Origin of the sequence: Trinickia sp. LjRoot230 (assembly GCF_964253315.1) — a bacterium.
In the GTDB taxonomy this organism is placed as follows: domain Bacteria; phylum Pseudomonadota; class Gammaproteobacteria; order Burkholderiales; family Burkholderiaceae; genus Trinickia.
This window is the reverse complement of sequence record NZ_CAXUQX020000002.1, coordinates 316,425-342,414: the sequence shown is the minus strand read 5'-3', so window position 1 is coordinate 342,414 and position 25,990 is coordinate 316,425. Positions and strand designations below refer to the sequence as shown.

26 protein-coding genes and 1 pseudogene are annotated in these 25,990 nt (G+C 60.8%); 14 read left to right on the top strand and 13 right to left on the bottom strand.

Annotated features, from left to right (window positions below; genetic code table 11):
- The first annotated feature begins 332 nt into the window (after positions 1-332).
- A complete protein-coding gene (locus ACSQ20_RS20600) occupies positions 333-770 on the top strand; it encodes a hypothetical protein (RefSeq protein ID WP_436023723.1) in 438 nt (145 codons plus the stop codon).
- An 83-nt stretch (positions 771-853) separates the two neighbouring features.
- On the opposite strand, the gene ACSQ20_RS20595 is transcribed toward ACSQ20_RS20600, so the two are convergent.
- The 10 genes from ACSQ20_RS20595 to sctU form a co-directional block, all read right to left on the bottom strand.
- Positions 854-1,312, bottom strand: coding sequence for a CesT family type III secretion system chaperone (locus tag ACSQ20_RS20595; RefSeq protein WP_436023721.1), 459 nt, complete (start codon positions 1,310-1,312; stop codon positions 854-856).
- 431 nt (positions 1,313-1,743) lie between these two features.
- Entirely contained in the window at positions 1,744-1,986 is a 243-nt protein-coding gene (locus ACSQ20_RS20590) for a type III secretion protein (RefSeq protein ID WP_436023719.1), read from the bottom strand.
- 23 nt (positions 1,987-2,009) lie between these two features.
- Positions 2,010-3,416, bottom strand: a complete 1,407-nt coding sequence (locus tag ACSQ20_RS20585) for a secretion protein (protein WP_436023717.1) — start codon at positions 3,414-3,416, stop codon at positions 2,010-2,012.
- A gap of 157 nt (positions 3,417-3,573) precedes the next feature.
- Entirely contained in the window at positions 3,574-4,485 is a 912-nt protein-coding gene (locus ACSQ20_RS20580; RefSeq protein ID WP_436023715.1) for a hypothetical protein, read from the bottom strand.
- On the bottom strand, positions 4,482-4,745 hold the full coding sequence (gene sctS / locus ACSQ20_RS20575; RefSeq protein WP_436023713.1) for a type III secretion system export apparatus subunit SctS: 264 nt from the start codon (positions 4,743-4,745) through the stop codon (positions 4,482-4,484). Before sctS ends, ACSQ20_RS20580 begins: the two co-directional genes overlap by 4 nt.
- A gap of 19 nt (positions 4,746-4,764) precedes the next feature.
- The gene (sctR, locus tag ACSQ20_RS20570) at positions 4,765-5,415 is read right to left on the bottom strand and encodes a type III secretion system export apparatus subunit SctR (protein WP_436023711.1); all 651 of its coding nucleotides are present in this window, start codon (positions 5,413-5,415) and stop codon (positions 4,765-4,767) included.
- On the bottom strand, positions 5,399-6,658 hold the full coding sequence (gene sctQ / locus ACSQ20_RS20565; protein WP_436023709.1) for a type III secretion system cytoplasmic ring protein SctQ: 1,260 nt from the start codon (positions 6,656-6,658) through the stop codon (positions 5,399-5,401). The genes sctR and sctQ overlap by 17 nt, the downstream gene beginning before the upstream one ends.
- Before the next feature lie 76 nt (positions 6,659-6,734).
- On the bottom strand, positions 6,735-7,388 hold the full coding sequence (sctP, locus tag ACSQ20_RS20560; protein WP_436023707.1) for a type III secretion system protein SctP: 654 nt from the start codon (positions 7,386-7,388) through the stop codon (positions 6,735-6,737).
- A gap of 22 nt (positions 7,389-7,410) precedes the next feature.
- Entirely contained in the window at positions 7,411-9,495 is a 2,085-nt protein-coding gene (gene sctV, locus ACSQ20_RS20555) for a type III secretion system export apparatus subunit SctV (RefSeq protein WP_436023705.1), read from the bottom strand.
- A gap of 109 nt (positions 9,496-9,604) precedes the next feature.
- Positions 9,605-10,693 (bottom strand): type III secretion system export apparatus subunit SctU, encoded by a 1,089-nt coding sequence (sctU, locus tag ACSQ20_RS20550; RefSeq protein WP_436023703.1) that lies wholly within the window; start codon positions 10,691-10,693, stop codon positions 9,605-9,607.
- 425 nt (positions 10,694-11,118) lie between these two features.
- Between sctU and ACSQ20_RS20545 the strand changes: the two genes are divergently transcribed.
- The 9 genes and pseudogenes from ACSQ20_RS20545 (at position 11,119) to sctC (ending at position 19,590) form a co-directional block, all read left to right on the top strand.
- Positions 11,119-11,721 (top strand): HrpB1 family type III secretion system apparatus protein, encoded by a 603-nt coding sequence (locus tag ACSQ20_RS20545; protein WP_436023701.1) that lies wholly within the window; start codon positions 11,119-11,121, stop codon positions 11,719-11,721.
- Positions 11,722-11,771: 50 nt separating this feature from the next.
- Positions 11,772-12,167: a type III secretion protein HrpB2 gene (locus ACSQ20_RS20540; protein WP_436023699.1), complete on the top strand. Its 396-nt coding sequence runs from the start codon at positions 11,772-11,774 to the stop codon at positions 12,165-12,167.
- Between the two features lie 3 nt (positions 12,168-12,170).
- Positions 12,171-13,001: a type III secretion system inner membrane ring lipoprotein SctJ gene (gene sctJ / locus ACSQ20_RS20535; RefSeq protein WP_436023697.1), complete on the top strand. Its 831-nt coding sequence runs from the start codon at positions 12,171-12,173 to the stop codon at positions 12,999-13,001.
- Positions 12,998-13,717, top strand: coding sequence for a type III secretion protein HrpB4 (locus ACSQ20_RS20530; RefSeq protein ID WP_436023695.1), 720 nt, complete (start codon positions 12,998-13,000; stop codon positions 13,715-13,717). Before sctJ ends, ACSQ20_RS20530 begins: the two co-directional genes overlap by 4 nt.
- Positions 13,702-14,526: pseudogene (gene sctL / locus ACSQ20_RS20525) on the top strand (type III secretion system stator protein SctL); the annotation flags it as partial. The gene ACSQ20_RS20530 and the pseudogene sctL, both read left to right, overlap by 16 nt.
- A 196-nt stretch (positions 14,527-14,722) precedes the next feature.
- On the top strand, positions 14,723-16,123 hold the full coding sequence (gene sctN / locus ACSQ20_RS20520; RefSeq protein ID WP_436023693.1) for a type III secretion system ATPase SctN: 1,401 nt from the start codon (positions 14,723-14,725) through the stop codon (positions 16,121-16,123).
- 4 nt (positions 16,124-16,127) lie between these two features.
- Positions 16,128-16,646 carry a type III secretion protein SctO gene (locus ACSQ20_RS20515; protein WP_436023691.1) on the top strand — a complete coding sequence of 173 codons (519 nt, stop codon included), beginning with the start codon at positions 16,128-16,130 and terminating at the stop codon, positions 16,644-16,646.
- A gap of 22 nt (positions 16,647-16,668) precedes the next feature.
- On the top strand, positions 16,669-17,508 hold the full coding sequence (gene sctT, locus ACSQ20_RS20510; RefSeq protein ID WP_436023689.1) for a type III secretion system export apparatus subunit SctT: 840 nt from the start codon (positions 16,669-16,671) through the stop codon (positions 17,506-17,508).
- A gap of 231 nt (positions 17,509-17,739) precedes the next feature.
- A complete protein-coding gene (gene sctC / locus ACSQ20_RS20505) occupies positions 17,740-19,590 on the top strand; it encodes a type III secretion system outer membrane ring subunit SctC (RefSeq protein WP_436023687.1) in 1,851 nt (616 codons plus the stop codon).
- Positions 19,591-19,723: 133 nt separating this feature from the next.
- On the opposite strand, the gene ACSQ20_RS20500 is transcribed toward sctC, so the two are convergent.
- The gene (locus tag ACSQ20_RS20500) at positions 19,724-20,782 is read right to left on the bottom strand and encodes a response regulator transcription factor (RefSeq protein WP_436023685.1); all 1,059 of its coding nucleotides are present in this window, start codon (positions 20,780-20,782) and stop codon (positions 19,724-19,726) included.
- A gap of 430 nt (positions 20,783-21,212) precedes the next feature.
- A complete protein-coding gene (locus ACSQ20_RS20495) occupies positions 21,213-21,941 on the bottom strand; it encodes a DUF3455 domain-containing protein (protein ID WP_436023683.1) in 729 nt (242 codons plus the stop codon).
- A 336-nt stretch (positions 21,942-22,277) separates the two neighbouring features.
- Between ACSQ20_RS20495 and ACSQ20_RS20490 the strand changes: the two genes are divergently transcribed.
- Positions 22,278-23,078 (top strand): CHAP domain-containing protein, encoded by an 801-nt coding sequence (locus ACSQ20_RS20490; RefSeq protein WP_436023681.1) that lies wholly within the window; start codon positions 22,278-22,280, stop codon positions 23,076-23,078.
- Positions 23,079-23,285: 207 nt separating this feature from the next.
- On the opposite strand, the gene ACSQ20_RS20485 is transcribed toward ACSQ20_RS20490, so the two are convergent.
- Positions 23,286-24,392 carry a hypothetical protein gene (locus tag ACSQ20_RS20485; RefSeq protein ID WP_436023679.1) on the bottom strand — a complete coding sequence of 369 codons (1,107 nt, stop codon included), beginning with the start codon at positions 24,390-24,392 and terminating at the stop codon, positions 23,286-23,288.
- 382 nt (positions 24,393-24,774) lie between these two features.
- Here ACSQ20_RS20485 and ACSQ20_RS20480 point away from each other — a divergent pair, with 382 nt between their 5' ends.
- The 3 genes from ACSQ20_RS20480 to ACSQ20_RS20470 all read left to right on the top strand — a co-directional run bounded on the left by ACSQ20_RS20480 (position 24,775) and on the right by ACSQ20_RS20470 (position 25,968).
- Complete coding sequence (locus ACSQ20_RS20480) at positions 24,775-25,197, top strand: HrpB1 family type III secretion system apparatus protein (protein WP_436023677.1); 423 nt, start codon at positions 24,775-24,777, stop codon at positions 25,195-25,197.
- Between the two features lie 173 nt (positions 25,198-25,370).
- Positions 25,371-25,577 carry a hypothetical protein gene (locus tag ACSQ20_RS20475; RefSeq protein WP_436023675.1) on the top strand — a complete coding sequence of 69 codons (207 nt, stop codon included), beginning with the start codon at positions 25,371-25,373 and terminating at the stop codon, positions 25,575-25,577.
- A gap of 13 nt (positions 25,578-25,590) precedes the next feature.
- The gene (locus ACSQ20_RS20470; protein WP_436023673.1) at positions 25,591-25,968 is read left to right on the top strand and encodes an HrpB1 family type III secretion system apparatus protein; all 378 of its coding nucleotides are present in this window, start codon (positions 25,591-25,593) and stop codon (positions 25,966-25,968) included.
- Positions 25,969-25,990 lie beyond the last annotated feature (22 nt).

Genomic DNA, 25,990 nt, shown 5'->3' with positions numbered 1-25,990 from the left:
CGTTTGTGCGCGAAGCAAAGCGCGAGCCAGCGAATTGCGGATTGCGAGGCGGGCGAGGTGGGCAGTGCGGTGGGGATGAAAACCGCAAATCTCGGTGCTCGGGTTCGCATCGAGGGCCACTGCTTCGCGTTTTGCGGTCGCCATTGGCATCGGTGCAGTAAGGTGCATGACATGCGGACGATTCGTGCCGTGCTTTCTGTTGAAGGAGCATGCTGACTATGAAAGTTGTCGAGGGAACTATTGTTGGAGGCCCCGCGGGGGCCGATGCCGCGAGTCCCGGGTCCGCCCTGGTACCTGCGCGTAGAGGCGGAGCCCCGGGCGCACCTACTGCCATGGCGCGCCGTGCCGAGTTTGATGGAATGCCGGTGGCGGTGATGACGCGCACCGCTGGCGGCGGCGCAAGATTTGGCATTCCGGGTGCGGCGCTTTCACCGGCGCCGGTTGCCGTGGTGGCGATCCCGACATCGAGGGAAGTCAATTCCTATGCCGCATCGAGGGGGACATCCCCGGTGGTGGTGATGCCGATGCCTCTGCGTATGGGAGCAACGCTCGAGCGCATTGACGAGGCCCGTCGTGAAGCTCGCGAGGAGGAGTATACGCGCCGGCATGAAGATCTTGCCGATCGGCAGGAAGAGATGGTCCACGCGCAGCAGGATATGCTCAACGCTGAAATGCAGATGGAGACGATGAGAGCGGAAACTAGAATCGTCGGTATGCTGGCGGAGATTACAAAAGAGGGCTTCCGTAACCTCGCTGACGCGGCTAAGTAAGGCGACTGTCGATAGAGGATGTGCTCGGGGAGGCGGTGGCAGCGTCGCTTCCCCCTATCGCTATTTCGCCGCACCGATTTTAATCACGCCCGCAACCAAACATAATCCCCGGCAACAATCCCTTCGAACATTTCATCGGTCGATTCGATGATGTTCTGCCTCCAATATCGTCCATGCTCGGCGTAATGCGCGAGCAGATCGGCTAATACTCCACCATCGACATCGTGCGTCATCGGCAAACGCAGAATCAGCACGATCCCGCCCGTATCGGTGTCGAGCCCTAGCTGCGCTTGATCTTGCGCGTAGATGAGCAGATTGGCTTCGAGCATCAGGCGAAACACGACCAGCGTACGCCCGGCGGTCACCGTGCCGTAGTGAAAATTCGCGTACATCGCCTCCAGATCGTTTTCGAAATGCTCGAGCCGCACATCGAACCCCTCGACCTCGATCGAACGCGTGCGAAGCACGTGCTCGGCATCGGGAAGCCCGACGGTATAGCAGAGATCGCGAATCAGCTGTGCGTATCGTTCCGAGCTGGACATGGCGTGCGATGAAGTGCCGCCCGACGAGCGCAGATGGGGCAGGCAATAAAAAAGAAAACGGTGCGCGGCATAGCCGCGCACCGGTATCGCTGCTTCGATCGCTATTGTGAGCGAGCAGCGTCTTTGATGTTGTTGGCACCGTTTTTTGCCATACCCGACACAGCTGCGGTCGTAGCCTGACTCACATTCATAAGTGCCGCCGCTTTCGTGGCTTGGTTCGACGCGGCTGTGATAGCCCCCATCGACAAGACGGACTCAGCGGACATTCCACCAGCTGCTGCAGCTACCATAGACAGACCTCCATTGAAAAAATGACACCAATTGCAGCTCCGGGAGATTGAAGCGTCTGACGCGCTCCCGTAAGCAAGCCTCTTCCCGTGCGCTGCATGATCTACCGCTACATGCAACGCACGGGTGCGGCGGCGGCAGTGTCAAGCCGCGCCACGTTTTTCCTGTAGATGCGCAACGATGCGGCTGGCGGCCAGCATGCCGCGATACAGCTGCGCCAGTTGGTTACGCTCCATCTCGTTCGACCCTGTCTCTTTACTGATGTTCGCGGCGGTTGCCTCGAGCGCAGCGCGGATGGTCTCGATGCGCTCGGTGCTCGACGGGTCCGCGAGCATCTTCTGGAATTCGTTGAAGTCCGTCGCGCATGCTTCAATTGGTTCGTACATCTAGGTATCTCCCCCAAAAAAATTCATCTCGGCAGTGGCAGGTAGGCCGTCTTCGGCGGTGCGGGCGCGTGCGCCGGCTTGGACTCGGGCGGCCTGTTGGCGTTGTTGCTTTGCGGCGTCTGCGACGCTGCGGCGAGTGGGGCGGCAGGAGCAGCCGAGACGGCCGCAGCACCCGATGCAGTGCCCGACATCGCAGCGGCAACCGGCGCCGACGCCCCGGTACTCGCAGACGCCGCGGCTACAGCCCCTGGTGCCGCAACAGCACCTGGTGCCGCAACCGCACCCGATGCCGCGGTGGCCGCGTCCGTTGCCGCCGCGGCGCGGGACGCGCCCTCCGCGCTCGCGGCTTCGACATCGGACGCCGCGTCGTCGCCAGGCATGACCAGAATATGCTTCACGCCATCAGGGGTTTGCGCATAACGCACCGACTCCGAAGTCATCAACTCCGAGAACGATTCCGGCGGCGGCCCCCCCTCATCTGACTGCACGACCTGCACGCGCAATTCCTTGATGTTCGGGCTCATGTCATGACGCATACGCACGAGCCGCGCATCGACATCGCGCGGATTGGCCACGGAGCCTGTGATATCGAAGGACCCATGTCCCGCATATTTCACTTGCAATCCAGGGGTGTTGAGCGATTCCTCGAGATTGCGCACATCAATTTGTGCCACGTCGTATTGCCGGACGATCGCGTTCGGCGACAAACGGGCAAGCAGGGCCCGCACCGCGGCGTCGTCGTCCTGCGTCGGCACCATTCCGCTCACGATCACATGCGAGCCTTGAACACGCGCATGCAACTCCCTCATATGCGCCGAAATCAATTCCTGATTCACGCGCTGCGCAAGGTCAGCAGGCTCGTGCGGCAATGCGGCCCGGCTGACCGCCATCGTAATCAACACCGAGCCGATGACGATGATCGCGCCGAGCATCGAACACCCCAGCGCAATGCCAACGACCTTGCGCTTGCTCGATGCTTCAGCTTTCTGCCGGACTTCCTCGGGCTTGCTCAGCAGTGTGGAAAGCAGCTCGAGATCGCTCGGCCAGACCGCATCGGCCGGCCCCACGCACAGCACCGTGTCGTCGAACTGCATCGGCACGAAGTCGACCAACAGGACGGTGCCAGGGTCGATGGCCGCCGCGCCCTCCTGCGATGCTTCGTTCTCCTTAACGGTTCCCGACCCCGATGCTTGCCCCGCCGCATGCTCGCCCGCGACAGCGCCTTCCGAAATCGCTAGCTCCGGCTCAGGCACCAGCCGGTGCGCGCTCACGAGACCGATTTCGTCGATGTTCAACCGTACGTCGATACCGCGCCAGTCGGAGATGCGGATATCGGCATCGTCGTCCGCCCCTACGCGATAGGCGCCCGCGCCCAAGCGCAGTTCGGCGCCTGCATGCATGCCAGTCAGAATTCGCAGCAGTTTCGTCATTTGGCGGACAGGGCTCTCGCATGTTGCCGCGCGCGGATGCCGCGCAGCATGTCGTCATACTCTACCCGCGCTGGGTGGGCGGGCAGGGCGCCATGCGAAGCGGACATCGCATATGCGAATTTGTGCGCATGCTCAGTCGGTACTTCTCACCGCATGACTATCGTTTGCCATGCCGTGCAAGGATTCCGTTACGTATCGTCGTGACGGTATTTTTCGAGTGCTCGATCCGCGACGGCGCGGTCGGCTGGTCGTGGAGTTTTACGAAAAGCGGGAGTAGCAGATTGAACAACCCGATGCGGTCCGGCTCATGTGGCCCGCTCGCGCTGGCCTGCGCGGCCTGTGCAGGCTGTTGCCCCGGGCGCTTCGGCATCGGCTCGACCTGTTCCTTCAGCCACTCGCGCCATTGCTCAGCCCCTTTTGCGGGTGCGCAGCCGTACTCTTCCTGCGCGCGACGCAGATCCAAAACGAGTTCCTGCAACGCAGAATCGATTTCGCAAGTGGGGTTGGCCAGTAACTTTTTGCGTACATCGAGCACCGACGAGAACCATGCTTGGGCCGCCGAGCCGTTTTGTAAGGACTCCTTACCTTCCGCTGCGAGGTGTTTTGAGATTGCGCCGGGCTTGGGCGATGGAACAGGCGGCGTTTTCGGGACCGTCACAGCGAGCGGGGCGCTGTTGCCCGATCCGCCGCCGTGCTCGTCCTGGTGCGAATGGCCACCCGATCCGCCGCCGCCCCCTCCGCCCGCGCCGCCGCCGCGCTCCGCTCGGAGTGTCCCGCTTTGAGAGCCGGCGTCGCCAAAATCGTCAGCGTCATCGTCGCCGCCGCTTACGTTGCGGCGCTGACGCTTCGCGAGCGCCGCCTTGCGCGCCGCGATTTTCGCGAGCTGGCGTGCGCGCAACGAACCGCGGCCATCGTTGACCTGACCGAAGGTGGAATTCCTGAAGACGGTGGTTCCATACAGCACGGCAAATCCCGAGCCGCTCGGCGTTCCGCTGGCGGGCGCGCTGGTGTTCGATTCCGCCGGCCTGACAGACGCGGAATCGACGGGGGCGCCGGGAATACGTGTCATAGCGGGACTGCCGTGCGCATCACTTCGTTGGCAAAATGCAAGATTGCCGCGGCCGAAAACGGGGCGGCAATCACAATGGCAACTGTCACAGCAATGAGCTTGACGGCATGCGAAAGCGTTTGATCCTGCATCGATGTTATGGCCTGCAGAAACGAAACACCGAGACCGACCACTGCCGCAACGATGACGATCGGCAAAGAGACATAAAGGCACAGCAGCATGCCTTGCGTCGTCATGCGAACCAAGGTGTCGACGTCCATACCGGTTTCCTTAGTACTCCTAACGGTAAGTCATTACGAGACCGTGTACAAGCGTGGACCAGCCATCCATCACAACGAACAGCAATAGCTTGAACGGAATCGCGATATTGGTTGGCGTGACCTGATTGAGCCCCATCGCGAGCAGCACGTTCGCGATGATCAGGTCGATGACGATAAATGCGATATAGAGCAGAAAGCCGATCTTGAACGCGTCTGTCAACTCGGTGAGCGTGAACGCCGGCGCGAGTACGATCAGGTCGTCTTCTTTCAGACTGCTGGCCATTTGCTTGGGCCAGACGATATTCGCCGAACGCATGAAAAAGCGCTTTTCGCGTTCATTCGCATGCTTTTTCAGGAAGGTCCGAAACGGTTCGCGCGCGGCTCCAAACAATTGGATCACCGCCTGCGTGGGCTGCGGCGCAAGCGCTTGGCCTTGTAGCGATTGCAGCGCATTCATGCCGACAGGTGCCATGACATAGAGCGAGACGAGAATCGCAATGCCGTTGAGCACCATATTGGGCGGCACCTGCTGTACGCCGAACGCGTTGCGAAGCAGGCCGAACACGACCACGATCTTGGCGTAGGACGTTACCACCATCGCGACAAAGGGCACCAGGCTGATCGCTACGATGACGAGCAGCAGCCCTGTCAGATCACTGAACTGGACCATCGCCGTGTGCCATCCTCAGAATTCGAACGCCGAGATGTTCGCCGACGGTAACAAGTTCGCCAAAGCCGATGGTCTGCCCATGGGCCACGAGTTTCAACTGGGCATCGGCAACCGGTGTTTGCAGCTCGAGCACATAGCCTGGGCGCAGTGCGCAGAGTTGCGAAAGCGGCAGTGCAATCGTATCGACCTCGAACTGCACAGGCAGGTCCAACTCTCCGATGTCGATCGGATCGTCCGGTGAATCGCTTGACAGCGTCTCGTCCTGGTGAGTCGGGTCCAGCTCGTCGGTCATGGTCGGCTCCTTCATGACTAAAAGTTTGAGTCCGTCGATAGTTACCGGCGCTTGCAGCCGCACGAGGCCAGGCGTACCCCACGCGGCGATCGCTGTCGCGGAGGCTTTGGCATGGTGCGCCGCACCGCCGACGAGCGACGACAGGCAATTGGCCAGCGAGCGCAGCAACACGTCGCCGGGTGCTAGAGCATGCAATGTTTCGATAGGGAGGCGCCGCGCACCGAGTACGAGTCGCCCCGGCACGAGATGGTCCGCATACGGCGCGCGCTTGTCGGGCGATACCGCGGCCGACGATGCCACGGCCCATTTCGATGACGTGAAGCGCTGGGTGCGCAGCGTTTCGAGCACGTCGAGCAACGGAGGATCGACGCGCACGATGGCCGCGTGAACTCGCCCCTCGATGGTGAATGAGAGCGTGACGGGTGGCACAGGCGCCGTTTTCGTTGCTTGATCGGACGCCGGTTGCCCGCGCAGCACACGCACGACGCGAAAGTCGCCAAGGCCCACGGCGGCAAGCCGCTTGAGCAACGGTTCGAGTAGTACACCTGCGACGGCCGTGCGCAACGCCTGTTCGGCGTCGGGCGGGGCGGCCTCGCCGCGCGTCCACGCAGCGATATTGAGCGAAGGGTAGGCAGCAAGATCGATGGCCACGCGCATGGCGCCGCGCGGATGCGCGAGCTCGATGATGCCGGGTTCCTCGAAACTCGGCTGCGCGTCATGCTCGTCGGCGTGGAGCCCTGCTTGCCATGCCTCGACTTCGGGCAAGCGCCGCAGCAAGGACATCGTTCGGAGGTCGCCGACGACGCGCGCCGTTCGCGCGACGATCGGGTCGACTGCCGGCAGGGCGAGCTTTTCGATCGGCACGTCGAACGACGCCTGGTCGCCCAAGCGCATTTCGCGCTCGCCAGCATGGTCGGCTCCGCGGCCCTCAGCGGGGTCGACGCCAGGCATTTCAGCGATCGGGAAGCCCATACGTTGGTTTCTACGTTCCAATGAAGTTGCGGGTGCGCGTCACTCGGCGCACGGCTTACCAGACCGTCAATTCGATGTCGCGTGGTGTGCCCCACGCGCGCAGCAGCGAGTCCAGCTCGCGCTCCAAGAACGTGCTGTGGTCCAAGAGTAACTGTCTGGACAGTGCACTTTGGGTATCGAAACGAAGCGAGAGACGGAAAGGCGAAAGAGAGAGGTACAAAACGGTGTCAGGAAGAATGGTGCGATCGAGCGGAAGCTGCGCGTCCCAGTTACCGCTCGCCGTGATCGACGGGTCGCCGCAGAACGACGCCACTTCCGTGGCCAACGTTGCGGCGAGCTTGATAAATTGCCCCTGCGTGCGATACATCGCATCGACGATGGGCAATGTACTGCTCGAGATGCGTTCGGTGAGTTCGATTGCCTTTGCCGCACCGCGGCCATGAGGCAAATCGATGCCGTTGGCGCCACCGCGTTCGTCGTCCAGCCCGTCGTCCGCCGAGTGAAGAAAGAGGTCGGGAATGGGAGACGATTGCGCATCGGAGTCGGCGGACGCACCGTCATCGGCGCTCACCTGTTGAGCGAGCTTCGCGCGCGCACGCCGCGCGAGCGCGGCATAGTCGAAGCGCCGCGTGCTGCTGCGCTCGGCGCGCTCGCGCGCCTCTAATTGAGAGGCGATGATGCGCAACGGGCGGGGTTCGATCACGGGCATGGTCGATGTCGATACGAGCCGATCAGACCGTCACACGGCCAAGCGGCTGAAGTTCGACATGCTCGCCGAGCTCCTGGAACGAATACACCGATAGCCAGCCGAGCCGCGATTCGATCATGCGGCGCACGTAGCGGCGAATGTCCATCGATGTCACGAGCGCCACGCCTTCGCGCGGCACGTCGCCCACATACGATTGAATCTTGTCGATCAGATAGTTGACCTCGTCGGGCGGCAGGGCGAGGAAATTACCGGTCGGCGTTTGCTTGATCGCTTGACGAATATGTTGTTCAACCGGCAGATCGAGTAGCACGGCAGCCAACTGCCGCGCGCCGTTGGCTGCGCGATGCGCGAGCATGCGAGCGAGGTCGCCGCGCACGTACTCGGTGAGCATCAGCATGTCCTTTTCCTTGGCGCCCCAAACGATCAGGCTCTCGAGGATGCTGCGCATGCTGCGGATCGAGATTTGTTCTTCGAGCAGGCGCCGCAGCACATCGGCGATCCGTTGCGGCGGCAGCACTTTCTGCACTTCGGCCACGAGCCCCGGATATTCAGCGTTTTGCTGCTCGAGTATCCATTGCACTTCCTGGATGCCGAGAAAGAGCGATGCATGGCGGCGCAGCATCGCCACCGATGCGTGTGCGATGACTTGCTCGGTGCGCCACGCCGTGACCTTCGGCGGCAACGCTTTTTCGTCGATCCAGTAGGTCGGCCCGGCACTGCCGTCGAGGCCGGGGCGCTGCTCGCAGCGCTCCATCAATTCCAGCATCTCGCGATTCGACGTCAGCAACGCATCGCGCGTCACCGACTCGGCGAGCATGACCTTGCCCGGCGGCAATTCGAACGAGCAGTAGGGCACATCGTGCATCAGCAACTGGCAGGTTGATTCCGGCACAGTGTCGCTGGTCCACATCGTGATGCCGGGAAACGGCAGGCCCAGATACTCTTGCAATTGCGAGCGTTCAGACTCGAAAGATTTCTGAAGCGACGAACTCGATAGACGAGGCACGAGGTCCGGCGCCATTCTCACACCGAGCGGGCACGCGAATTGTGGCGGGCGCGTCAAGATGGCCGGTACGTCCACCTTGGCGCCGGCGCGTTGCATCGCGGTGACGGGCTCGCTGGCGTGCGAAGCCGCCTCCGGCTCGTGTTTGCTGAGCCGATAGCCGCAAAAAGCGAGCGTTGCCGAAAGCAGCAAAAAGAGCCCAGTCGGAAAACCGGGTACCGCCGCAAAGCCGATCAGCAGCAACGCGGCGAAAAAAAGCGCGCGGGAGCTTGCAGACAACTGACGGCTGATTTCATTGCCGAGCGATTGCGGCTTCGAATCGCGATCGTCGGCCACGCGCGTGATCATGACGCCGGCCGCAACCGACAGCAGCAGCGATGGAATTTGCGACACCATTGCATCGCCGATCGAGAGAATCGAAAAACGGTTGGCCGCTTCGCCGGCCGTCATACCGTGATAAGCGACCCCCACCGCAATGCCCGCCACGATATTGACCAACGTGATGATGAGCCCGGCGATCGCGTCGCCCTTGACGAACTTCATCGCGCCGTCCATGCCGCCGTGCAGCTGGCTTTCGATCGCGAGCGTCGCACGTTTGCGGCGTGCCTCTTCGGGCGTCAGCAAATTGGCGCGCAAGTCCGCGTCGATACTCATTTGCTTGCCGGGCAATGCATCGAGCGTAAAGCGCGCACCAACCTCGGCAACGCGTTCCGAGCCCTTGGCGATGACGATGAACTGTACGGTCGAGATGATCAGAAACACCACCAGGCCGACCACGAGATTGCCGCCTACGACAAGCTCGCCGAAGCTATCGATGATGTGCCCCGCGTTGGCGTGCAGCAAGATCGATTTGGTGGAGGCGATGTTCAGAGAAAGCCGGTAAAGCGTCGTGAAAAGCAGCAGCGAGGGAAACACGGAAAGCGACACGACGTTCGGCACGTACATGGTCACCATCAGCAGTGTCACGCTGATGGTGATGTTGGTGGCGAGCAGTACGTCGATGATGGACGGCGGTAGCGGCAGGATCATCAGCGAGATGATCGCGACCACCAAAAGCGCGATGCCGATTTCCCCACTGGCCGGAATCTTGAATGCCTTCAGCATCTCGGAACATCCTAAGCAATACTAAGTAAATGGTGCGAACGCTCGTTTGCTGCTTGTTTCGTGCTTTCGCGAGTCGCTATCTTTCGATCTTTATTCGTCACAATTCCATTCAGTTCAACGCCGAGGCTGGGGCCGCGCCGGGGGGCTTTGCCGTTTTGCTGCCGATGGACTCGACCCACCGCAAAATGGCCGCCACAGTTTCAAACAGTTCCTCCGGGATCGGTTCATCGACCCCGACTTTATAAAGCGCACGTGCGACGGGCGGATTGCCGATGATCGGCACGCTTGCTTCCTGCGCAAAACGACGCAGTTGCGCCGCGGTTTCATCCATGCCTTTGGCGGTCACGAGCGGCAGCGGGTGTTCGTCGGGCGCATAGCGAATGGCCACGGCGTAGTGGGTCGGGTTGACGATCAGCGCATTGGCCAGCCCGACGCGTTGCGCCGGCGCGGCGTTCATGACCAGTTCGCGGGCAAGGCGCTTGCGCTCGCCCTTGATGCGCGGATCACCCTCCTGGTCCTTGTGTTCCCGTTTGACCTCGTCTTTCGACATGCGCATTTTGCGCATGAACATGGTGCGCTGCAGCAGCACATCCACTGCGCCGATGATGATGAACACACCCGTGGCGACTGCGCAAAGCTTCAGCAGCAACTGCCAGAACGTCGTTGAAAGCTGCGGCAAAGGCTGATAAAGCGAGCCGACGATCAGCCCCAGCATCCGCGTAATCGTGAACCACATCACGCAGCCGATGATGATCGCCTTGACGAGCATCTTGCCGAGCTCGATCAGCGTTTTCCACGAAAAAATGCGCTTGATGCCTTCAACCACATTCAGGTGGTTCAAATCCGGCACGGCGGGCTTCGTCGCAATTTGGAAGCCGACCTGAATGCCGAGCGCGGCAACCGAGCCGATAGCCGCGGCAAGCAGGCATGGCCCCACCACGGTCGTGAATTGCAGGCCCATCGTCAGCATGCTGGCGTAGACCGTGTTGAGATCGCGATCGCCGAGCGGAAATTCAAGCGCTGTATGGACGATCAGCTGAAAGGCGCTGGTGAACATGCCCGTCGCGAAGATCAGCACGCCAATCGCTGCCGCCATCGAAACCGCTTCGACGAGATCGGTGCTTTTTGACGTGTCACCGTCGTCGCGCGCATCGCGCAGCTTTTTATCGGTTGGCTGTTCGGTCTTTTCGTCGCTCATCGATCGTTCCGGCAAAAAGGCGTGTCCCGACTGTCCATCGCGCACGAACGCATGGATTGTGGGTTGCTGCGCTTAGACGATATAGCAGCGGCATGGGGCAAGCGTGGCCGAAGCGAAGAGAGTGACTCAAACGCGAAGCGACCAGGGGGAAGGCTGGCGAAAAAATGCGCCGATCTCTATGGATTTTCGTAGGGTCGAGAGTCATGTATGCCATCAATTGGTGCAAAGCCCACTACGAATTTCACTGCAAAACCGCCCGAGACTTCGCGCAGGATGACCTTGCTTCGTGTCGGGCGGGTGGGGCAGCCGAACGGTTGGATATCTTTCTTGGGTGAACGCACCGCCGCGACGCCTGATCGGCGGAGGTCCCCGGTGGGGCTGTGCGCGCCGCCTATCCGTGTATTACATTGCAGGAGTTTTGCGCCATGAGCACTCCCTTGCCGACATATCTGAACTGCAGTCAGGACGTGGTCGGTGGTTTGATCGAAACCGTAACCGCGGCGCTTCTGAGCAATTTTCCGGTCATCGAGGGTGATCCCGAGGACATCGAAATGGTCCTCGACGTCTTACGCACGTTGCGGCCAAAGGTGGCCGAGCTCGAGACGTTTTCGGCCCTACTGAAAATGCAGCGCGGACAATGGGACGAAGCAATCCACATCTTTTCCCGCGTTGCCGCAAATGTGCCGCATTTCACCTATGCGAAGGCGCTGCTTGCTTTTTGCCTGTCGTTCAAGGGCGATCCGAATTGGCGGCAGACCGCATCGGAAGCCATGCATGAAAGCCCGAATCGCGAGACGCGTCAGCTTGTGCGGGCACTTGCCGCGCGCGACGATCTGCATGAGGCGCTGCGAGTGCACAAGGATGGTGCGCCGTTCGAAGTGCCGATTTCGGTTGCGACGTTGAGCGAGGATGTCGACGGCGAGCCGGACCTTTCGCTGCCGGCGCAAAGTGCGCCCGCCGCGCAGGGTCAGAACCAGGGTCAGGGGCAATCTGAGCCCGTGGCGCAGCCTGGATATTTGCGTATTTGAAGTCGTGTTATCGAAGGTTCATCGTTGGGATTCTTGCTGGGAGACGCGCCATGACTGTACCTGTAGCTGTTAGTGCGAAGCAGATTGAAGAGGCGCTGAACGCGGCCACGAAGCCGGGTGCGAGCGACGCGGCCACCCAGCAGCTTGGCGACAAGTTCAAAGCGATGATGGACAAGCCCAATATGGCTGCGCCGTCGACACATCAGAACGACGGCATGAACGTCGTTGCCGCGATGGCCGGCCAACAGGATGCGCAAATACAGCGCGCCGTCAGCGACACGATGACGATGCAGGAGCAGGCGCCCTATATGTCGATGCAGGAGATGAACGCTGCAACCATCCGCGTGACGATGGAAATCACGGGTGCGCAACTCGACATGGAGGCGAAAATGGGCATTGTCAATTCGTCGAAGTCGGCCGTCGAAACGTTGATGAAGAATCAATGAGCCATGCTTGATGCGACGGTAAGCGGAGTGAGGCATCGCGTGCGAACGGTCGGACTGTGCGCGCTTGCGCTCGTGTGTCTGCTTGCATTGGCAGGCTGCAAGAAGGAGTTGTACGGCAATTTGAGCGAGCAGGACGCCAACGAGATGGTGGTGGCGCTGCTCGAGCAAAATGTCGAGGCAGCAAAGTCGACCACTGACGACGGCAAGACCTGGACACTCGACGTCGATGACGCGCAACTCGTTCGCGCGATGCAGGTGTTGCGCGCGCGCGGTCTGCCGCATGCGAAGTACGACGACCTCGGGAATCTTTTCAAAAAGGACGGGCTCGTCTCGACACCGACGGAAGAGCGCGTTCGTTTCATCTATGGGCTTTCGCAGGAACTGTCGTCCACGCTGACCAAAATCGACGGTGTCATCGTCGCGCGTGTGCAGATCGTCTTGCCGAATAACGACCCGCTTGCGCAGCAGATGAAGCCGTCATCGGCCGCGGTATTCATCAAATATCGGCCCGATTCCGACGTCAGTTCGCTGGTGCCGCAAATCAAAACACTGATCATGCATAGCGTCGAAGGGCTGACCTATGATGCGGTCAGCGTCACAGCGGTACCTGCCGACCCAGTCGAATTGTCGCGGCACGCGCCGGCGAATACGGCGTCCACGGTGATTCTCACGGCGGCAATCGTATTCCTGCTGTGTGCGTCAGGGCTATACGTCTGGTTGAAACGCGGCGCGCCGGCTTCGTTTGATGTGCGCGCATTCGCGGCCGGCGTGCAGGCCAAGTTCAAGACCTTGATGGCACGCGTGCGCCGAACCAAGCCCTCGTCGGCTGCATGATGAATGCCGCAATTGCGTTTCCCTTCGCGCGTGCGGCGGCCGCGTTGGCAGCGTACGAGCGCAACGCGCGCGACGCCGCGCGCTGGGCCCATCTGAGTTGGTTTGCATTTTTGCTGCGTTCGGAGTTGCACGCGCTGGGGCTTTTTCGGCAAGCGCTCGACACGGCCAAGCGCAGCAACATCGATGCATGCTCGCAGGCGCTGTTGCGCGCGGCGAGCGTGATGCCGCCGAACTTCTCGGCACTGCGCACGCCCGGCGCGGCGTTGCTCGATTGTTTGCCGGCGGACACCGGCATCCGCGTGCTGCGAATGCGGGCCGTCAGCTTGCGCCGCTCGGAAGCAAGACGCCTGATCGAAAAACGCAGCCGGATGCAATTGTCGGAGTGGCTCGGCATTCCGCTCGATCATCTGGTCAGCCAAAGTGCGCAAAGCGGTGCGAATGCGCCGGACATCGGCCGTTATATTGCTCGCGACGAGATCCCGCCGCTCGACCGGCTCGACGCCGACGCGCTGACCTACGAGGGTTACGCGCTCGTCATGCGCGATTTGCGTTGCGTGGCAACACCATTTCCGTTGTTGCGGCTGGCATTGCCAAAGGCGATGCCGAATACCGCGTGGATGCGCGACAGCGCCGGCGCCATCGATATGAACGGCACGGCGGAATTGTTTGCGCAGTTGCCTAAGTTGCTTCCGGAGTGGGCATGGTTATTTGGCTGAGGTCGGATCGTATCGCGCCGGAACCGGATGCGGCGCGAGTGGGCGCACATGGCGACGTCGTCCCTCGCGACGCGTTTGGCGCATTAATGGAGATCGACGAAGCCTACGAGCAATTGGCGACCGACCGAGAGGCGGTGCTGACGGACGCGCGGCTCGAAGCCGAGGAAATTGTCAACCTGGCGCGCGAGCAGGCGCAGGCCATCGTGGCTGAGGCCCAGCGCGAATACGAGAGTGCTGCGGCGCGCGGCTACCGTGATGGCGAGCGTCGCGCGTTGAGCGAATGGATGGAGCGCCTTGCGGGCTCGTATGCCGACGAACGGCGGCTGCAATCGAAAATGCGCGAACGTTTGGCGCAAATCGTCACCGTGGCCGTCGAGCAGATCGTAAGCGTGCAGGAATCGAGCAGCCTGTTCGAAAAAGCACTGTCTTCCGTCGATCGCATCGTCGAAGGCGCGACTTATCTGCGCGTGTCGGTCAGCCCTGCCGATTACGATGTGGCGAACACGGCGTTCGAGCGGCTGGCGGCGCGCTGGCGCGAGCTGGGTCGCCCGTTTCCGCTGTCGGTCGTTGCGGACAAGCGCTTACCGCCGGGTAGTTGTCTGTGCGAATCGGACTTCGGCGCGGTCGACGCAAGTCTTGCGACGCAGTTGCGCGCGATGCGCTCGGCTGTTTCGCGGGCGCTCAAGCAATCGGTCAACGACGTGCAGTCGGCGCGCGCCGACGACACGGCGCCGCCGACTGATGAGGAGTCCGAAGTAAATTCGTTAGGACAACGATCTGCCGAAGCGGGCGAGCATGAGTCTGACGATGAGTTCGGGCTTGGCAATCGTGGCCAGCCGCTTCGTGCTGATGCCCCCTCGCGCGAACGCGCGCGCGATCTCGACCATGATGCGCTGCTCGGCAACGCGGACGAGTTTGATGAACTCAATGAACTCGACGACCTCGAGCACGGCTACGACGACGATGCCGATGCCGATGCCGATGCCGATACGGTAGCGAGGGAATATGCAGACTTCCGCGATGACGACCACGCCGCCTGAGCCCGCCGCGAATTACGCTGGCGCGCCCGGGCCGCGGCCCGGTGCGCTCGACGTCGACCGCCTGACCGAGGCGATCGAGCACGAGATTTTGTCGAGCTCGCACGTCGAGCGCACGGGCAAGGTGCTCGAAGTGATTGGCACGCTGGTCAAAGTCGCGGGTCTCGACGTATCGCTCGGCGAACTGTGCGAATTGCGTTCGGTGAGCGGCGCGTTGTTACAGCATGCGGAGGTCATCGGCTTTACGCGCGATGTTGCATTGCTGTCGCCGTTTTCCCGACTCGCCAATGTTTCGCGCTCGACGCGCGTGATCGGCCTTGGCCGACCGCTTTCGGTGAAGGTGGGCGACGGTTTGCTCGGGCGCGTCATCGATAGCCTTGGCGAGCCGATCGACGGGCTGGGACCAATCGACGTCGACGACGAACGACCGATCTTTGGTGATCCGCCGCAGCCGATGACGCGCCAGCTCATCGAGGCGCCGCTGATAACCGGCGTGCGCGTGGTCGACGCGATGATGACGATCGCCGAAGGCCAGCGTATGGGCATCTTCGCGCCTGCGGGCGTCGGTAAAAGTACATTGCTCGGCATGTTCGCGCGCGGCGCGCAGTGCGATGTGACGGTGATTGCGCTGATCGGCGAACGGGGACGTGAAGTGCGCGAGTTTGTCGAGCAGATTCTCGGGCCTGCCGGCATGGAGCGCTCCGTGGTGGTATGCGCAACGTCGGACCGTTCGTCGATCGAACGCGCGAAGGCGGCCTACGTCGCGACGGCCATTGCCGAACACTTCCGAGACCAGGGGCGGCGCGTGCTGTTGATGATGGATTCGCTGACGCGCTTCGCTCGCGCGCAACGCGAGATCGGCCTGGCTGCGGGCGAGCCGCCGGCACGCCGCGGGTTCCCGCCGTCGATCTTCGCCGAACTGCCGCGCTTGCTCGAGCGCGCCGGCATGGGTGCGGTAGGCTCGATTACGGGGCTTTATACGGTGCTGGCCGAAGATGAATCGGGCAGCGATCCGATCGCCGAGGAAGTGCGCGGGATTTTGGACGGTCACATGATTTTGTCGCGCGACATAGCCGCGAAGAACCAGTATCCCGCCATCGACGTACTCGCGAGCTTGTCGCGCGTGATGCCGCAGGTGGTGCCGCCGGAGCACGTGCAGGCGGCGTCGCGGCTGCGCGAGCTGATGGCGAAATATCGCGAGGTCGAGATGCTGTTGCAGATCGGCGAATATCAGCCAGGTGGCAACCCCGTTGCTGACGAGGCCATCGAGAAGGTCGACGCGATTCGCGCGTTCTTCTCGCAATCGACGCAGGAGTATGCCCCGCCCGAGGACACCGAGGCCCAGCTTTTCATGCTAGCCGACCGCTGAAGCGATGGATCCGGCCAGCATCGCCCGGCGCATTGCGGCCCTCGAACGCACCGTCTCCCGCAGGCGCCGCCTGGATGAAACACTGACGGCCGAGCTTGCCGCGCGCCGCGAGGAGCAGGCGCAATTGCAGCGGGAATGCGATGCCAAGCAAGAAGAAGTGCAGCGAGAGCGGGATCTGCTGCAAACGTATTACGACCGAATAGCGAACATGATGAGCGGCGGCTCGGTGGTTTCCGTCACGGAAATGACGGCGTGCATGCGCTATACGGACGTCGTCGCCGAACGTTTGCGCGCGCGGGAGGGCGAGCTTCAATCGATCGAGGCCGCGGTGCAGGACAAGGCGCAACAGGTGGCGCTCGCGGCGCGGGCCATTGCGAACAATCGAGGGCGTATCGACTTGTGCAAAGACCGGATCAAGGACCTTGAACGCGACCAACTGATGCAGGCAAGCGACGCCGCGGACGAGGAAGCAGAGGAGGCGGCACTTGCGCGCGCGCGGCTTGCGTCGGCGACACGTCATTAGGACTACTAACGAACATGCGCGTATGAGCGAGCTTCTCTTTCTGTTTTCTTCGCCCCAGACGAACCCCATTCGCTTGATGATGTTGCTGGGGTTGTCGTCGATACGACTTTACGTCATCTTCTCGATCTTCCCGCCGACGGCTGATGGCATCTTGCAAGGCGTGGTGCGTAATGGCGTCGTGCTGCTGCTGGGCTCGTTCGTGGCCTACGGGCAGCCGCTTTTCGTCATGGAAACGATGAGCACCACGATGATGATCGTGATGGCGCTCAAGGAAGCGCTCGTCGGCCTCGTGCTCGGCTTCGCCGCGTCGACGGTGTTTTGGGTGGCCGAATCGGCCGGAACTTATATCGACGACTTGACCGGCTACAACAACGCCCAGGTGACTAACCCGCTACGCGATGAGCAGGCGACACCGACCTCGATCCTGCTTTCACAGGTGGCCAGCGTTGCGTTCTGGACCTTGGGCGGGATGACGTTTTTGCTCGCGATCGTCTACGAATCGTACAACTGGTGGCCGATTGCGTCGAACGCGCCGATTGCGACCAATGTTGTCGAGAGCTTTGTGCTGAGCCAAACCGATACGCTGATGCAAACCGTTGCCAAGCTGGCGGCGCCCATCATGTTTGTTCTCGTATTGATCGACGTGGCATTCGGGTTCGCCTCGAAGAGCGCGCAAAAGCTCGACCTCATCAACTTGAGCCAGCCCGTGAAAGGCGCCGTGACCGTGTTCATCCTGGCACTCTTTGTCGGCATTTTCGTCGATCAGGTCAAGGATCAACTGGTGCTCAAGGGGCTCGCCGAGCAACTGCGAGCCATGGCCACATCGCCGGCACCCGCATCCGGACCCGCAGCCACCAAGTAGTGTCGGGTGAGCACGCCGCTTGCGCGAGGCTCGAATCTCAATCCTTCTCAAATGGGGGCTCCAACTCAGATTTGTTGAAGATGTTGGATCGCACACTTCGCTACATTGGGCTTACGCGGGCATCGGCCATCATGAATCATGCTGGCCGAGCATATTGCAGAAGATTGTCGTCCGCTCGCGTGCACGGTACGGGGCTCTTTGCCGTCACTTACTCTTATATGATCGAATGCCATGAAAAAAAAGCGGCTCGTTCGCGCTGCCTGTATGGCGGCATACCTTTCGTTGTCTCTGATTGGATCTCACGCTGACGCGGAGCCTATCCGCTGGCATGGCCAGCGCGTTCACCTGCAGGTGGAAGGCAAGGATCTCAAGGACGTCTTGCGCGATTTCACAGCGGGGCAAAATGTGCCCGCGACCATTGCGGGCGATGTGCATGGAACGGTGACCGGCCAGTTCGACATGTCGCCTCAGCGCTTTCTCGACACGCTGGCGTCGACGTTCGGCTTTGTGTGGTTCTATGACGGAAATGTGCTGTCGATCAGCGATGCCAACAGCGTCACGCGACAGATCGTCAAGCTCGATCACGCGAGTACCGACGATCTGAAAACCGCACTTGTGCAGTTGCGTATTACCAATCCACGCTTTCCGATCACCTACGACTCGACGCAGGGGACGGCGCTGGTGAGCGGGCCGCAGCCTTACGTGCAGATGGTTGCCGAGATTGCGCATCGGCTTGACGACCGTGCCGGCGAGCGCCTCGGTTCGTCGATCAGGGTGTTCTCGCTGCATCACGCCTGGGCCGACGATCATAACGTGCAGATCGACGGCAAGACCGTCACGGTGCCCGGTGTGGCAACGGTGCTCTCGAGGATGTATCACCCAGAGGGCGGTCATGATTCGCTCAATGGTTCGGCGGGGCTCGACGGCGGCGGCGGCAGACCCGCGCAAGCGCCGGCGATGCAGCGCATGCGACCGATGCGCGATGTCGCGGGCGGTACGGTGGGCGGCGGGTATGAGGGCGGTGGGCTGAACCCGCCGCTGCCGCAGTCGATGAACGGTGCGACAGCGCCGGCGTCGGGCCTCGCGGGCCTGTTGGGCGGAATGTCGGCCGGTGGCCCGCCATCTACCATGCCGCGGTTTGAAAACATGACGCTTTCGTCGAACGATAACTCCGGCGGCACCGGCACGACAGATTCGAACGCGATTGTCGGCAGCAAGTCGCTGCCGGTCATCGAGCCTGATCCACGCACGAACTCGGTGCTCATTCGCGATGTGCCGCAGCGGCTTTCGCAATATCAGGATCTGATCGACAGACTCGATGTGAAGCCGAAGCTGATTGAAATCGAAGCGCATATCATCGAGATCGACGACGGCGCGCTCAAGCAAATCGGCGTCGACTGGCGTGCGCACAACAGCCATGTCGATTTCCAAACCGGCAATGGCACGACGCAGCAAAACGGCTATAACGGCAACATCAATCCGACCTTCGGCACGCAGACGCTGCAAGACGGCACGACGATCATCAATACGTCGCCGATTGGCGCCTCGCTCACCGCGGTGCTCGGCAACGCGGGCCGTTATCTGATGGCACGCGTGAATGCGCTGCAACAGAGCAATTTGGCCAAGATCGATGCGAGCCCGAAGGTTGCGACACTCGACAATGTCGAGGCCGTGATGGACCACAAGACGCAGTTCTTCGTACGGGTGTCCGGCTACACGGCCGCGGACTTGTATAGCGTCGAGGCGGGGGTATCGCTGCGGGTGCTGCCGATGGTCGTCGAAGAAAACGGTCAACAACAGATCAAGATGAAGGTGAATATCGAGGATGGCACGGTGACTAATCAGCAGGTCGACAACATTCCGATCATTACGAGAAGCACGATCAACACTGAATCGTTCGTGGGGCAGGGCGAAAGTCTGTTGATCGCCGGGTATCGCGTCGATAGCTCGACCAATGGCGAGACCGGCATCCCGTTGCTTTCGAAGATCCCGGTGCTCGGTGCACTCTTTCGCTATCGCTCGAATGAGCGCAGCCATATGGAGCGGCTCTTCTTGCTGTCGCCGCGGATACTGGAGTATTGATCGAGGTAATGATGAAAGGGGCGCGCGAAGCGCCACGCCCCACGCAGTTCGCTGTCTGCGTGGGGCGTGGGGTACATGGCGGACAACGAGACGACGAAGGAAAACCTTCGCCGCGACCGTTTCAGTCGCCGGCTCAGTGGCTGTTGCCGCGCCTGTGTACGGGCTCGCCGACGGCGCACGACAGCACGCGCGGCCCGGTGGGCGGTGTGCAGACGGCAAGCACATCGGCGCAGTCGGCCGCAGTCCATGCGCGCGCGCTGAGCGCCGTTTCACTATTGGCAGCATGCAATTCGGCACGCGAAGAGGTGCCATGGAGCGTGAAGCCGTCGACTTGTGCCGTGGCCGCCACACTTTCGGCTTGCGTGCAGCGTGAGGCGATAGTGGAGAGCACGTCCTGTGCCTCCATCGACATCTCGACCGCCATCTCCATCTTGGCGGACGCGGGCGTCACCGCAACCGCTTGCCGCCGCGGTGCTTCACGCAGATCACGCACATTCTTTTCAACTTCGAGCTCGATACGGTAGCCATGGGCGTACATCGTGCGCAGGCGCACATCATGCGAACCGTTCAGGCTGAGCTTCTTGCGCAGTTTGTAGATATGTTGCTCGAGCGTTCGCCCGACGATGTCTTCCGAGCTGCTCCATACCGCGCCTGCGATTTGTCGCCGGCTGACATACTCGCCTGGGCAGGAGAACACGAGCCAGGCGATGGCGAACTCACGCGAGGTCAGCCGCACCGGTTCGTCGTCGACCCAGACAGTGCAGGTTCGACGATCGAGCAGATAGGGGCCGCACTCCAGACGGTCAGCGGTCTCGGCAGTTTGCTGCGGTTGAAAGCGACGAACGGCAAGATGAACGCGGAGCACGAGTTCAGCCGAGTTGATCGGGCACAGTACGATATCGTCCGCGCCCGCGTCGAACAGATCGACGATGCTGGCGCGATCCTCGTGTGCGCCCACGACGATGAGCGGAGCACGGCGGTCGGCATAGCACGAACGGCGTGCCAGCACGGGCCGCATCGGGTTCATGCCGGTTTCGGCGTCGATCAATATTGCGGCGTAGTCGTCGCGATAAATGGCGCGGGCGAAGACTACTTCGTCAGAAAAGCGCGTGCATTGCGCGCCGTCGGATTCGAAGCATTGACAGATCAACCGGAAGAGCGCCGTGCTTCTGGTCATGACTGCGAGTTTCATCTTCCCTCCAGTGGTTCCTGTCGCACGATGTGCTCGCACGAAGGGAAACAACATTCCGGCTTCATTAACTGCGAATAACCGGACAGTAAACGTTTAAACGCCATTAGGATGTAACGTTTTGTTTCAATCGAATTGACCTGATGGAGTGCTCAATGATAAGTCACGGTGCCAGAAACAAATGATGGCGAAAATCCGTAGGTTAAGCGTGAAGCGTTGTCGCGAAACTCCGGATGTGCGCGTCTGTCCGTCGGCTGTTTGCCCCCGTGGGTAGGGCCTATACGCCGTTTTTGCCGGATGGGGAACCCGATTTGCGTAGATTCGTAGTATTTTGATTTTTCGGTAATCTTATTGACGGGACAATAAGACGCCGCATGCATAGTTTTCGCGTCGTGACTAATCACCGTTATACAGTGGGCTTTGTCGGGCGGGACTAAGGCCTCATAACGTTGAAGAAAAACGGTAGCCCACCTGCACTTGATTCCGACACCGAAGCAACCGTTAAAACAGCGCCAGACGAAGGCCGGCTCGATGAGGAAGCCGCGGGAGCCGGTGCGACAGTGCCTTCTGTTTTGGGCGCAGCCAGCGGCATTGTATTTGCCGTGCGATAGAGCAAATACGTAGCGGAATAGGGCACGAGCATCGACATCCCTTGCTGCGTGCAGCGGGTTTGCGGCGGCAACCCGCCGCTCGTGCGCACTTGCTGCACCGACGTGACCTGCGCGAAGCGTCCCTTGTGCTCTTCGCCGCCCTTGCGGCGCGCAATGATCAACTGCCATGGCAACGCATCGGTCGCTACGATTTCCTCCGCCGCGATGTGTCCCATCACGAAGCTGCCGTCGTAAGCCATGAAGCGGGGCCCGGGCACGATCGTTCCGACGGTGCGCCGTCCTTCATCGATCAGCGTCGCCTCGGTCCCTTTTTTGACCCAACTCAGTTGGCCGTCAGTGCGGCGGCAACTGTAGATGGATTCGCCGACGGCCGTCAATGCATCCTGCAGCACTTCCTGTGGCGGCGTGCGCAGTGACTCCGGCAATGTACTGTTGGCCGGCGGCACCTCGCGCGTCGCGCACGCTGCAAGCGAGCCGACGAGTGCGGCCGCCGCAGCGACGCTGCACAATGAACGGACAAGACCGTCCATCGCTGCCGGCGACGGATGCATGAGCGAAGCGCACGAGCTGATTGGCGAGCGGGTCATCGGCAAGATGAGAGCGTGAGGTACCGCGCAGCATACCGGCAATCTATCGGCCAAGGAGGGCGGGCGAAACGAAGTCATGTATGGTAAAGCGCATCTATGCGAATACGTAGGATGACAAATGCGGAAATCGATACCTCGCTGCGCGCCAGTTCGTTTTTTCGCACACTGCTGCGCTTTGCGCTCGTTGGGTGCACCCGGGTTCCGTAGAGTTAGGGGCAGGAGGTGCCACGCGGCAGGGAGGATGACGCCGCGAGCTTGTATGGCATTTGAAAGCCTTTGCCTTAATCCCGGAGTGTCACTATGGGTACGGTCGATTTGATGACAAGAAATGATTTGTCGATGCTGTCGGCATATCAGCCTACTGCGCAGCGGGCGAAACACATCAAGCAGACGCCGCTTGTGCAGAACGCGTACATGAATAATTTGGTCAATACGGCGCTTACGCCGGACCAAGGGTCGAATGCCACGTCGGGGAACGACGATCTCGACATGTTGTTCTCCTTTATCATTTCGCTCTCCGCGCTACGCAATATCGCGTCGGATGACGATGACGGCATGCCGAATCTGGACACGTCCGGCATGTTGATGTCGTGTCTCTTCTCGAGCTTGGCGGGTTCGCAGAATTCCGAAACCGGCGTAGGAACGAGCGCTCCGGGCGATTCGAACGTTGCCCCGGTGGGCGGCGGCAATCCGGCGGGCATCGCGCAAGGGGTGCGCGGGCAGTCGGCGGCCAGTTTGATGGCAAGCCAGAACGTGCCGATGGATCGGGGCATTCCAACAGATGTGTGCTGCGCGAATTTCGTGTCGGCGTGCCTGGTGAAGGCTGGACTCTTGCCCGCGTCCGCCCATACGAACGGTGTTGCGCAGCTGAAAAGCACGCTGCTGGGTCGGGGCTGGCACTCGGTTAGCCGCTCGAACGCCAAGCCGGGCGATGTCTGTATCGTGGAACCGGGTAAGCATACCGAGATTGTCGCGAAAAACGACAACGGTCGGATCACGCTGATCGGCTCCAACAACACGCAAGGCGGTAGCGGCCCACAGGTCGTGTCTTACGATACGTGGACCGGCAATCGGGGCAACGTGACGTTTCTCAGTCGTTAGAACCTGGCTGCTCCATCGCCAATCTGACTCAACCGATGCGATCCAAATGAATGTGGCGTCGACAGACTGTCGACGCCACATTTCAACGCGTTTAGCGGGCATGAAATGACAACGGCGGTGGTGCACCGAATATCGATGCCGCCACCGCCGTTCGTTAATCCGTCACTGCGCTGCGCATCATCGATGCGCAGCGCTCGCCTTACACCCTTACACCTCCTGCAGGTTGAGCGGGACGATCGGTTGTTGCTGAACTGTCGCGTTCACTATGGTCGGCGAGCCGGTTCGCTGCTGCGGTACTTGCGGAAGGTCGCCAGCATTTTCCGTGATTTCATCCGGCTTGAAGGTGGCGTTGCCATTGTCATCGCGGCGCCAGTCAAGCAATGCGCCTTGCAAAAAGCCGGGCGCGTCACTCACGCCGTGTTCGAGTTTCGCTTGTTCTTCCTTCGCATCCGAATTGAGTGTCAGCGATCCGTCTTGATTGAGCGCGCCTACGCTCTTGCCTTGCATGTTGTAGACCGCGCGCGTATCCGGGTTGTACTGAAGTTGAAGCGGATCACCATGTTCCGTCGTGATCTTCATCGTAGGAAGCTGTCCGTTGACGGGCGCCGCATTTTCCATGCCGGGTATAGCGACGCCGCCGGGCATGTTGTAGCCCACGCCGCCCCCCTGTTGCCATACCGCGGACTGAACCGGAATCGCCCCGGTGGTTGTGCCGTTTCGCGGGGCCTGAGGAAGATCTCCTGCATTTTCCGTGATTTCATCCGGCTTGAACGTGGCGTTGCCATTGTCATCGCGGCGCATGTCAAGCAATGCGCCCTGCAAAAAGCCGGGCGCGTCACTCACGCCGTGTTCGAGTTTCGCTTGTTCTTCCTTCGCATCCGAATTGAGTGTCAGCGATCCGTCTTGATTGAGCGAGCCTACGCTCTTGCCTTGCATGTTGTAGACCGCGCGCGTACTCGGGTTGTACTGAAGTTGAAGCGGATCACCATGCTCCGTCGTGATCTTCATCGTAGGGAGCTTGCCGTTCACCGGCTGCATATTTTGCACGCCGCCGTACTGTCCGTATTGATTCAAGTCAGCCGGCCAGCCCTGTGAAGATGAACCGTTTGAACCGTTCATCCCGCCCGTGGGGGACTGATTGCCGCTGCCGCCGAAGATTCCTAGTTGCGCCAGAAGCGCTTCAATTACTCGATTGTCGTCTGCGCCTCCTGTGGATTGCTGATATCCCGTCCCCATGCTCTGCATAAACGAATTCGAGATGGGATTGGACGAGGACGACGAGCCGGTTTGGAACGGAAAAGTTGTGACTGTCATGGTTGTCTCACAGGTTGCTGGTTGCGCGCTATGTGTATCTGATCGGGTAACTGACTAACTGGCAGGTTGAACGTTTTCATCCCGAAGGGTAGGGGAATTGACAGGGAATGCGCCCCCCGATGCGAAGCAAAGTCGCGCAGACCGAATTTTTTCGCATGCCTCCACGATTCATCGATACCCGCACCCCAAAGCAGCGCAGCCTCGGGTGACAACGAGGCCTCGTAGTTTTGCGTCAGCTTCGCTTGTGTGGCGACGGCTTCGCGTTCCCTTCGCGAATGCTGACAGCACCGCAGCAGAATGGCTAATTAAGGGGCTGGACGAGACGCGCGCGACTGCAGCGTTCGACGCTTTTTCGTTGGCCCGGAAACCTCGGGGACGAGCCATGGTAGATATTCGCTGCAACGCGGTCGTACTCAATTTTCTGCTGACGATCTTCGCAGGCGGCTTGCGCGTGCAGGCTCATGCAGAGGCGGAGGAGTTGCTGCTCGCGTTGCGCTTGTTGCATCCGAATCAATTGGTGGCGGACCTGTGCGAGGTCAGGCTGCTGGTGAACGCTCAGCGCTGGGTGGAGGCACTGCGCCTGTTGCGGCAAATCGAAGCGCAAGGCAACGGTTCGCCTGTGGTGTCGGCACTCGAAGGATGGTGCCTGCATGTGATGGGTGACGAAGGATGGCGCCGTTGCATCGCCGATGTGCTCAAGAGCAGCGACGTCACTGGCATCACGATCGCGAGCAAGTTTCTCCAAGTGACTGACGAGCCACTCGCCGAAGGCATCGCGCAAAAGGTGGGCGCGGACTATCTATGAGTGGTGTTGGTGTTGCTGTTGCGCGCGTGCATTACGATGAATTGCGTATTGCCGCACGTCGCTTCGCATGCGTCGTCATGCGAAACATGATGCGGGATACATTGTTGGGGCGGAACTGCTAAAGGCCGCCAGTTCATTGAATGCAGTTTCTTACTTCGTATCAGGAGAGCTATATGGGACTTCTCGATGGTTTAGGGCAGGCGCTGAGCGGCGTGCTGCACTTGGATCCCGCCAAGGCGGTGGAAGGTGTGGGCAATATGGTCACGGCGCCGCTTCAGGCGGCGCAGTCGCTATTGATGGGTAGCAGTTCCCAGTCGCTGGGCGGCGGAACGGGCGGGCTTCCACCGTCAGTTGCGTCCGACATGACCGGGCCGATCTGAGGAATAAGCTCACATGTCCGCGAATTCGTCGAATCCACCGGAAAGCGGCCCGCTCGTGCGAAAGCTTGTCGAGGCGATCGAGAGCGACCGTCTCGACGAAGCAGACGGGCTGTACGCTCAACTCTGTGAAGTCAACCCTGCAGCACAGGATGCGTTGGTCTTTCCAACGGTGATCGCGATTCGCCGCGGCCAGACGCTGGATGCCCTGCATCGTCTGAATAGCTTCCCCGAAGGGCGTTATCACGAACTGAAGGCACTTTGTCTTTATGCACTGGGCGATCCGACATGGAATCGCTATGCCGAGGAAAAAGTGGAGGACCCTGATCCTTTTGTGCGTCAGGCTATGCAGCAGTTGCTTGGCCGCACAGAGAATCAACACGCCTCATCCTGACTCACGTATCAAGCGCAGTTCG

Coding starts and splice junctions, on each gene's coding strand:
- ACSQ20_RS20530 (WP_436023695.1), top strand. CDS start 12,998: ATGATGAATGCCGCAATTGCGTTTCCCTTCGCGCGTGCGGCGGCCGCG.
- ACSQ20_RS20475 (WP_436023675.1), top strand. CDS start 25,371: ATGGGACTTCTCGATGGTTTAGGGCAGGCGCTGAGCGGCGTGCTGCAC.
- ACSQ20_RS20480 (WP_436023677.1), top strand. CDS start 24,775: ATGGTAGATATTCGCTGCAACGCGGTCGTACTCAATTTTCTGCTGACG.
- sctT (WP_436023689.1), top strand. CDS start 16,669: ATGAGCGAGCTTCTCTTTCTGTTTTCTTCGCCCCAGACGAACCCCATT.
- ACSQ20_RS20470 (WP_436023673.1), top strand. CDS start 25,591: ATGTCCGCGAATTCGTCGAATCCACCGGAAAGCGGCCCGCTCGTGCGA.
- ACSQ20_RS20600 (WP_436023723.1), top strand. CDS start 333: ATGGCGCGCCGTGCCGAGTTTGATGGAATGCCGGTGGCGGTGATGACG.
- sctP (WP_436023707.1), bottom strand. CDS start 7,388: ATGCCCGTGATCGAACCCCGCCCGTTGCGCATCATCGCCTCTCAATTA.
- sctR (WP_436023711.1), bottom strand. CDS start 5,415: ATGGTCCAGTTCAGTGATCTGACAGGGCTGCTGCTCGTCATCGTAGCG.
- ACSQ20_RS20585 (WP_436023717.1), bottom strand. CDS start 3,416: ATGACGAAACTGCTGCGAATTCTGACTGGCATGCATGCAGGCGCCGAA.
- sctJ (WP_436023697.1), top strand. CDS start 12,171: ATGCTTGATGCGACGGTAAGCGGAGTGAGGCATCGCGTGCGAACGGTC.
- sctV (WP_436023705.1), bottom strand. CDS start 9,495: ATGCTGAAGGCATTCAAGATTCCGGCCAGTGGGGAAATCGGCATCGCG.
- sctN (WP_436023693.1), top strand. CDS start 14,723: ATGCAGACTTCCGCGATGACGACCACGCCGCCTGAGCCCGCCGCGAAT.
- sctS (WP_436023713.1), bottom strand. CDS start 4,745: ATGGACGTCGACACCTTGGTTCGCATGACGACGCAAGGCATGCTGCTG.
- ACSQ20_RS20590 (WP_436023719.1), bottom strand. CDS start 1,986: ATGTACGAACCAATTGAAGCATGCGCGACGGACTTCAACGAATTCCAG.
- sctC (WP_436023687.1), top strand. CDS start 17,740: ATGAAAAAAAAGCGGCTCGTTCGCGCTGCCTGTATGGCGGCATACCTT.
- ACSQ20_RS20515 (WP_436023691.1), top strand. CDS start 16,128: ATGGATCCGGCCAGCATCGCCCGGCGCATTGCGGCCCTCGAACGCACC.
- ACSQ20_RS20500 (WP_436023685.1), bottom strand. CDS start 20,782: ATGAAACTCGCAGTCATGACCAGAAGCACGGCGCTCTTCCGGTTGATC.
- ACSQ20_RS20540 (WP_436023699.1), top strand. CDS start 11,772: ATGACTGTACCTGTAGCTGTTAGTGCGAAGCAGATTGAAGAGGCGCTG.
- ACSQ20_RS20485 (WP_436023679.1), bottom strand. CDS start 24,392: ATGACAGTCACAACTTTTCCGTTCCAAACCGGCTCGTCGTCCTCGTCC.
- ACSQ20_RS20495 (WP_436023683.1), bottom strand. CDS start 21,941: ATGCATCCGTCGCCGGCAGCGATGGACGGTCTTGTCCGTTCATTGTGC.
- ACSQ20_RS20490 (WP_436023681.1), top strand. CDS start 22,278: ATGGGTACGGTCGATTTGATGACAAGAAATGATTTGTCGATGCTGTCG.
- sctQ (WP_436023709.1), bottom strand. CDS start 6,658: ATGCCTGGCGTCGACCCCGCTGAGGGCCGCGGAGCCGACCATGCTGGC.
- sctU (WP_436023703.1), bottom strand. CDS start 10,693: ATGAGCGACGAAAAGACCGAACAGCCAACCGATAAAAAGCTGCGCGAT.
- ACSQ20_RS20580 (WP_436023715.1), bottom strand. CDS start 4,485: ATGACACGTATTCCCGGCGCCCCCGTCGATTCCGCGTCTGTCAGGCCG.
- ACSQ20_RS20595 (WP_436023721.1), bottom strand. CDS start 1,312: ATGTCCAGCTCGGAACGATACGCACAGCTGATTCGCGATCTCTGCTAT.
- ACSQ20_RS20545 (WP_436023701.1), top strand. CDS start 11,119: ATGAGCACTCCCTTGCCGACATATCTGAACTGCAGTCAGGACGTGGTC.